6 protein-coding genes are annotated in these 6,250 nt (G+C 64.8%); 1 reads left to right on the top strand and 5 read right to left on the bottom strand.

Annotated elements, in window-relative coordinates; genetic code table 11:
* Together AC16JP_RS11770 and miaA are read right to left on the bottom strand one after the other, a co-directional pair.
* A partial coding sequence (locus AC16JP_RS11770; protein ID WP_484340805.1) for a thiamine pyrophosphate-binding protein occupies nucleotides 1-1,037 on the bottom strand: 1,037 nt, incomplete at its 3' end.
* A gap of 243 nt (nucleotides 1,038-1,280) precedes the next feature.
* Nucleotides 1,281-2,162: a tRNA (adenosine(37)-N6)-dimethylallyltransferase MiaA gene (gene miaA, locus AC16JP_RS11765; protein ID WP_484340804.1), complete on the bottom strand. Its 882-nt coding sequence runs from the start codon at nucleotides 2,160-2,162 to the stop codon at nucleotides 1,281-1,283.
* Nucleotides 2,163-2,175: 13 nt separating this feature from the next.
* Here miaA and serB point away from each other — a divergent pair, with 13 nt between their 5' ends.
* Nucleotides 2,176-3,063: a phosphoserine phosphatase SerB gene (gene serB, locus AC16JP_RS11760; RefSeq protein ID WP_484340807.1), complete on the top strand. Its 888-nt coding sequence runs from the start codon at nucleotides 2,176-2,178 to the stop codon at nucleotides 3,061-3,063.
* 253 nt (nucleotides 3,064-3,316) lie between these two features.
* Here serB and AC16JP_RS11755 read toward each other — a convergent pair whose 3' ends face one another.
* The 3 genes from AC16JP_RS11755 to AC16JP_RS11745 all read right to left on the bottom strand — a co-directional run.
* Nucleotides 3,317-4,462, bottom strand: a complete 1,146-nt coding sequence (locus tag AC16JP_RS11755; protein ID WP_484340806.1) for an OmpA family protein — start codon at nucleotides 4,460-4,462, stop codon at nucleotides 3,317-3,319.
* Between the two features lie 144 nt (nucleotides 4,463-4,606).
* Nucleotides 4,607-5,068, bottom strand: coding sequence for a DUF2793 domain-containing protein (locus AC16JP_RS11750; RefSeq protein WP_484340803.1), 462 nt, complete (start codon nucleotides 5,066-5,068; stop codon nucleotides 4,607-4,609).
* A 13-nt stretch (nucleotides 5,069-5,081) separates the two neighbouring features.
* Nucleotides 5,082-6,250, bottom strand: a 1,169-nt coding sequence (locus AC16JP_RS11745; protein WP_484340802.1) for a GTA baseplate fiber-binding domain-containing protein, incomplete at its 5' end; no start/stop codon positions are given.

Raw genomic sequence — 6,250 nt, 5'->3', positions numbered from 1 at the left:
GCCGGGGCCGCTGCTCCTTGTGCGCGCCACAGCTTGATCATGTCCTCCAGCACATGGCCAACGTCGCCTTCGATCGTCAGGTCGACGCGGACCGTCTTGTTGAAGCTGGATGGGTCGATGTCGACATGAACCTTGCGGCTGTTCGGGCTGAACCCATCCAGACGCCCGGTCACCCGGTCGTCGAAACGCGCCCCCAAACTGATCATCAGGTCGCACTGGTTCATCGCCATATTGGCTTCATAGGTACCGTGCATGCCCAGCATGCCGAGGAACTGCGGGTCAGAGGCTGGAAACGCGCCAAGGCCCATCAGCGTCGACGTTACCGGCGCGCCGCACAGCCGCGCCAGGTCGCGTAGCAGTTGCGCTGCACCGGGGCCGGAATTGATGACACCGCCGCCGATATAGAGAATCGGACGCTGGGCGGCAGCCAGCCACTCGACGGCCTTGCCGATCGCCGCGAGATCGCCTTTCACGCGGGGGCGGTAGGTCTTGTGCTCGATCTTGCCTGGCTTCTCGTAGCGGGCGGTCGCCACCTGCACATTCTTGGGAATGTCGACGACAACCGGCCCCGGCCGACCGGAGGTTGCGATGTGGAACGCCTCGTGGATGACCGCGCCCAGTCGCGCCGTGTCCTTGACCAGATAATTATGCTTCGAGCAGTGCCGCGTGATCCCGACGGTATCGCATTCCTGAAACGCATCCGACCCGATGAGGTGCGTTGCCACCTGCCCCGTGAGCACGACCACCGGGATCGAATCCATCAGCGCGTCGGTGATGCCGGTCACGGCATTGGTGGCGCCCGGGCCGGACGTCACCAGCACCACGCCCGGCTTGCCGGTCGACCGCGCATAGCCTTCGGCGGCATGCACGGCGCCCTGTTCGTGGCGGACCAGAATGTGGCGGATCCGGTTCTGGCGGAACAGCGCATCGTAAATCGGCAGCACCGCACCGCCGGGATAGCCGAAGACGGTATCCACACCGAGATCGACAAGCGCTTTCACGATGATGTCGGCGCCGCTCAACTCCCGGCCTTGCATGAAACGTCCTTTCGACTGTCGTTCGAGGTGAACGGGCCGAATAGGCATGGCGAGGCGGACTGTCAACGAGTCGTGGATAATTATATTATGCATAACATAATATATTTGCACATTTCATGCGCATGAAATTATCTATTGGTGTGATTCGTGCATTTTTCGCAAGCGCAGCAAGGAAAACGTGCGCGCATGCGCCGTGCCTTCGAATCGGGAAACGCTGCCCTGGCAGAGCTGTACCCCCTATATTCAGGCTGGCGCGGATACTCTGTCCCAGCCGGGCCACTGGTTGCGAAGCCAGGTCATCTGCCGCTTTGCATAGCGCCGCGTGTCGATACGCCAGCGCTCCAGCGCCGCGTCCCCGTCGCAACGCCCGGAAAGGAGGTCTGCCAGAGGCGGGACTCCGATCGCCCTGAGCACCGGAGCATCAGCCGGAAGCCTGCGTGCCAGCAGGGCCGCCACCTCTTCCAACGCGCCCGCGCTCCACATCGCGTCGATGCGGCGATCGATCCTTCGCATCAACAACGCACGGTCGATGTCGACGACGAGGGCGCGCACGGCAAATTCATCCGCAATCCCCCCCGAGTGGCGCGCCTGCTGCCATTCCACGATCGAGCGGCCGGTCGAGCGGAACACCTCCAGCGCGCGGGCGTTGCGCTGGCTGTCGTTCGGATGAAGGCGGGATGCGGCAAGCGGATCATCCTGCTCCAGCGCTGCCCGCGCAGCCTCGGCGCCAAGCGCGCGCACCGCCGCCCGGATCTCGGCTGCGATCACCGGTACCGGCGCCATTCCTTCCAGCAGGGTGCGAAGATACATGCCGGTTCCACCTACAAGGATAGGCAGGCGCCCCGCCGCATGCGCTGCAACCACTTCAACGCGGGCCAGATTTGCCCATCGCGTGGCCGAGCAATGTTCAGCGCCATCCATGCATCCGAACAGGCGGTGCGGTGCACGCGCTTCCTCGCTCTCGGACGGGCGGGCCGACAGGATACGAAGATCGGCATAGACTTGGCTCGCGTCTGCGTTGATTAGAACGCCGCCCTCGCGCTCGGCGAGTTCGAGGGCAAGGGCCGACTTGCCGCTGGCGGTAGGCCCTGCAATGACCACGAGTGGAGGCCTGCACATATTCATGAAGAAGACCGACCTGCTGATCGTTACGCTGATTTCTGCTGACGGCTTGTCGCAGCAGGACCAAGATACCGCAAGCGCCGCGCTGGCTTCGATCGGTGCGATGGTCGAGGGTGTAGTCCCGTTCGACGCTCCGTTTGCAGTGGATCTGATGGTCGGCGGCGCAACCGCGCCATCGGCAAGGGCAGTACTCGAAGCTGCGTTGAGACACGTCGACGTGATCGTGCAGCCCGCGAGCTCCCGGCGGCGTAAGCTGCTGCTGGTCGCTGATATGGATTCTACGATGATCCAGCAGGAATGCATCGACGAGCTGGCCGACTTCGCTGGCCTGAAGGCCGAGATCGCGGCAATCACCGAGCGCGCAATGCAGGGCGAACTCGACTTCGCAGACGCGCTGAAAGCGCGCGTCGCAGCATTGCGCGGGCTCGACGCCACGGCAATCGAACGCTGCCTCGCCGAGCGAATCGAACTGATGCCGGGTGCCCGGGCGCTGATCCGGACGATGCAGGGCTGGGGTGCACGTGCGGTGCTGGTCTCGGGCGGATTCACCGCATTCACCGGCCCGGTCGCCGCGCTGATCGGTTTCGATCGCGCGCATGCGAATCTGCTGCACATCGCCGACGGGCGGCTATCCGGCACGGTCGGGCATCCGATCGTCGACTCGGAAGTCAAGCGCGCAACGATGATCGAAGAACGCAGTGCGTGCAGTCTCGCTGTCGCCGACACGCTCGCAGTCGGAGACGGCGCCAATGACATTCCGATGTTGCAGGAAGCCGGATTGGGGGTCGCCTACCACGCGAAACCCAAGGCAGCCGCCGCCGCAGACGGCGCCGTTCGAATCGGCGACCTGACCGTGCTGCTTCGTGCCCAGGGCATCGCAAGCGGCGATTGGAAGCACGAATAGCATAGGCAGCCGACGGCGCTACGCCCGCCGGACTGGCTCCCACGCATACCCCAACGGTCAGACAGGGTTGGAACCCCTGCCCCGACGCTTGCCGTGTGTTCAGGCCCTGAACGGCATGGCGGTTCTACGCGATATGGGCACAGCGCCTGTCGCGATGCATCTTTACCAAGGCCGCCAACAAGGAAAAGCCCGCCGCACCGAAGTGCAGCGGGCCTCCCTTTTCAGACCGAGGGCTGAAGCCCTGCGGCGGAAATCAGTTGGCAGTCTTGCCGAAGATGATTTCCGCACGACGGTTCTGCGGCTCGCGCACGCCGAGCGGCGTGTCGACCAGCAGGCGGTTGAAGCCGAAGCCACGAGTCGACATCTGGCTTTCGGGAATGCCCTTGCCAGCCATGTAGGCCTTGACGGCATTCGCGCGACGCTCAGACAGCGCCTGGTTATAGGCAGCCGGACCCGAGGTATCGGTGTGACCGTCGATCTGCACCGACGACTGACCGGTCTGGATGTAGGCTTCCGCAGCGCGATCGAGGATCGCAGCAGCTTCCGGCGTGATGTTGTACTTGTCCCAGTCAAAGAAGACGAGGAACGGACCCGGAACCACAACTGCCGGCGGAGGCGGCGGAGGCGGCGGCGGCGGAGGCGGCGGCGGCGGCGGCGGCGGCGGAGGCGGCGGAGCCACTTCCTTCTCGCCGAGGTTGTAGGTCAGACCAGCCAGAAGGCTGTGGCTGCGCCAGTTGCCCGACAGGTCGTGCCCGTTGGTCGTCAGCAGGTCGACACCGTTCATGTTGAAGAAGCGATACTTCAGCGACAGATCGATGTTGTCCGACAGGCTGTAGCGAATGCCGGCCAGCGCCTGCCAGGCGAACCCGGTGTCGCTGTCGTCCGAGAACGCCAAGTGATACTTCATGAGCTGCCAGATGTGCGCGTTGAGGCGCGCAATACCGACACCGCCACCAACGAAGCCGCCGAAGCGCGATTCGTCGTTGTTGCCGAAGTCGAACATGCCGTTCAGCATGAACGACAGGATGCGCGCGTTACCGTCAGCCGCATCATACTTGCCAGACGGAGGAACGCCGATCGTGTTCCCCCAGGCAATCGGCGGGATACCACCGGCAACGGTGACCGCGTTCAGGTTGGCATCCTTGTAGGCCACCTCGAATTCGCTGCGGAACGCACCGAAGTCATAGCCCAGAACGCCGCCGACTTCCCAGCCCGGCTCGTAGCTGTTGCGCAGGCCGTTATCGACCGTCGGACGCGATGCGGCAGTGATATCGAAGCCACGCTTTTCTGCAATAAACGCACCGGCGTCGAGGCCAATATACCACGACTTGTCGCGCGCTTGCGCGGCTCCGGCCAGCACCGTGGTTGCGAGAGCAACCGCAACGGCGAACTTACCCATGATTATCCCCTTCTTACGTAATGACGCACTCAGGCGGTAGCCATGTAAACGAGCCTGACGTGACTTAGCAAGGGGTTGGCTATCCAAAACTGTGTCGCACGTGCAACACGGCCCCTACCAATGACGCGATGCGCCCTGTAAAAATCAGGCTTCCAGCAAGCCAAGGCCAGTCAAACTGGCAAGGATCGACGCAATGGCGTTCCGCGCCTCAATATCGATCACGGCGCCTCCCGCAGGTTCCACGACAGACGGCGCAGGATCCGGGAAGCCGCGAACTGGCACCCACCCGCCACCCTCGCGGCGCACAGCAACCGCAGTATCGGAAACCCACGTCGTCCATCCTTCTGCCGGTATCGCAAACCGCCAGCCGCCGGAACTCCACATAGCAACGCAACCGTCGCGTCCGCTCCACGCACCGGAGGCGCCTGCGGGAACCAGCCAGCACGCCCCGACCAGCGGCTCGGCAGGCGGCGCAGCCAACGTCGCGCTCGTCACCGCTGGCTGCACCAGCATGTCCAGTGTCAGCAGAGCTTCGTTGTGGGTGATATCCTTCTGACCCTGCCCCGGCACCAGCAGCGGCAGGCCAAGGCGCGCACTCTCGACCATGATTCCTTCCTCCTCAGTTCAAATAGGCCTGCGCGGTTCGGAAGGCCGCCGGCCCTTCGCCAGCCACCTCGACCATCAACAGCCCCGGCCCGAACGGCGCCCCGCGCAAGGCTACCTGCTCGGCGACACTTAGTCGCAGACTGGCAGCGGTCAGCGTGCCGCCGACAGTCTGGCCTGCCGTCTCTGCAAACTTCCATCGCCACGACAGTGCCTGCCCCTCCGGATACGACCACGGCCACATCGCAGCCGCACGCGCCATCCAATCGCCCTCGATCGCGCCGTCCGCGCGCCTGACCACCCGCAGATGCACCGGCGCCATCGGGCCAAGCGCCACACCCGTGATCGTTCCCGATGCCTCCGTGCCGCCGGCCGGGTCCCCTCGCCCCGCAGCCAGGATCACCCTCTCCCGGCCGACATCGTCCGCCGATATGGCCAGACGCAACAGTCGCTCCGGCACGACCTGCCGGACAGTCTTGCCCGGCTCATGCCAACCCGCGTGCGCCCCGGTCCCGAAGCGCCCGCGTAACAGGCACGACAACCTGACAATCCCGTCGCCAACCATCCAGGCATCGCGAAACTGCAACAGTTCCTCGCCGACCAGCAGCAGATTTGCGCCAGCCAGAACATCCTGTTCGGTTCGCGTTTCAAAGCCGGGAAGGCCCGCTTCCACGGCGACCAGCAACGCGCCCTCCCTGTCCCAGAACAAATCCTGGCCTGCCGTCAGCGGGGCAACCAACTGGCCGCGCGCAGAAGCGTCACGCACCTCTCCCAGCGGCGTCTCGTTTCCTGCCTCCAGCAGATACGCGGCAGCCCCGCGCCAGCCGGCCCCGCCACCCAGCCACACGAACAGCGCCGGCTGCTCCCCGGTCAAGGGAACCGGTGCTTCGATCAACCGGATGTCCGTCGGCCCCGCCGGCACCATCGGCGCGCCATTTCCGCGTCCCGGATCACCGATCGATGCCGGGCGCACGGCAGGATCGGCAACCCGCTCCGCCCGGCAGTGCACGGCAAGCCCGCGAATGTCCCGCTCGCGGATGCACCACGGGCCGCGCCCGTCGATCGTCACCAGGTCGCCTACGGTCAGCCACAGCCACTTCCACGTCAATCCGAATTCGATCGTCTCGACGCGCGCTTCAGCCTCGCGCAACAGCCGCCCGGCAAGCGTCAGCGCAGCACCTGCCG

Source organism: Sandaracinobacteroides sp., assembly GCF_057137845.1.
This window is presented reverse-complemented; position numbering and strand designations above follow the sequence as displayed.

Bases quoted from the DNA above. Each gene is read 5' to 3' on its own strand.
- miaA (WP_484340804.1), bottom strand. From the start codon at position 2,162: ATGAATATGTGCAGGCCTCCACTCGTGGTCATTGCAGGGCCTACCGCC.
- AC16JP_RS11755 (WP_484340806.1), bottom strand. From the start codon at position 4,462: ATGGGTAAGTTCGCCGTTGCGGTTGCTCTCGCAACCACGGTGCTGGCC.
- AC16JP_RS11750 (WP_484340803.1), bottom strand. From the start codon at position 5,068: ATGGTCGAGAGTGCGCGCCTTGGCCTGCCGCTGCTGGTGCCGGGGCAG.